1 protein-coding gene is annotated in these 608 nt (G+C 64.1%); it reads right to left on the bottom strand.

All coding sequences use genetic code 11. The annotated features are described in order from the left end of the window. Positions 1-111: 111 nt before the first annotated feature. Complete coding sequence (locus A9X04_RS31605; protein WP_067919054.1) at positions 112-399, bottom strand: hypothetical protein; 288 nt, start codon at positions 397-399, stop codon at positions 112-114. Between the last annotated feature and the right edge of the window lie 209 nt (positions 400-608).

Below are 608 nucleotides of genomic sequence, written 5' to 3'. Positions count from 1 at the left end.
CGATGTGCCCGCCTCACAGCGACTTTAGGCTCGCTGGTGCTCGGGCTCGCGGAGGATGAGTCACATCCGCCACACCGGCCCCTGGCCGGAGGAATCGACGAGTTGTCCGCCTCATAGCGACAACCTCGTCGCCTGCCGCAGAGACAGCACGCGCTGATGAATACGGTATTCGGTGGACCGCGGCATGGATCTAGGCCCGTACCGACCGCGGCCCATCCGACGCACTCTGCCGCGGCCCATCTCCCACCGCAAGGCGTCTGAGATGACTTTCGATGCCCTACCGCGGATCCGAAAGCCCTGTTTATTAAGGGCTTCGATCATTTGACCGATGGTGGCCGGCCCATTGTGGGCGAGGTGCATCGTCAACACGTAACGCAGCTCGATTCCCTGGAGATTCATCCCTGCACCATTGCACCCCGGTACGACACCCCGGTCTTGTCGCTGCGAGGCGGGCAAATCGACGATTTCTCCCGCCAGGGACCGGTGTGGCGGGTGTGACTCGACCCCCTATCCCGAGGGCCCCGCTGACCGAAAGTCGCTGTGAGGCGGGCACATCGCCGCTTCCCCCGGCGAGAAACGCATGTGGCCGCTGTGACTCAGCTCGCGAC

Source organism: Mycobacterium sp. E3247, from assembly GCF_001667785.1.
Classification (GTDB): Bacteria; Actinomycetota; Actinomycetes; order Mycobacteriales; family Mycobacteriaceae; genus Mycobacterium.
Note: the sequence above shows the minus strand (reverse complement) of the source record. Positions and strands in the feature narration are given on the sequence as shown.

Bases quoted from the DNA above. Each gene is read 5' to 3' on its own strand.
- A9X04_RS31605 (WP_067919054.1), bottom strand. From the start codon at position 399: ATGAATCTCCAGGGAATCGAGCTGCGTTACGTGTTGACGATGCACCTC.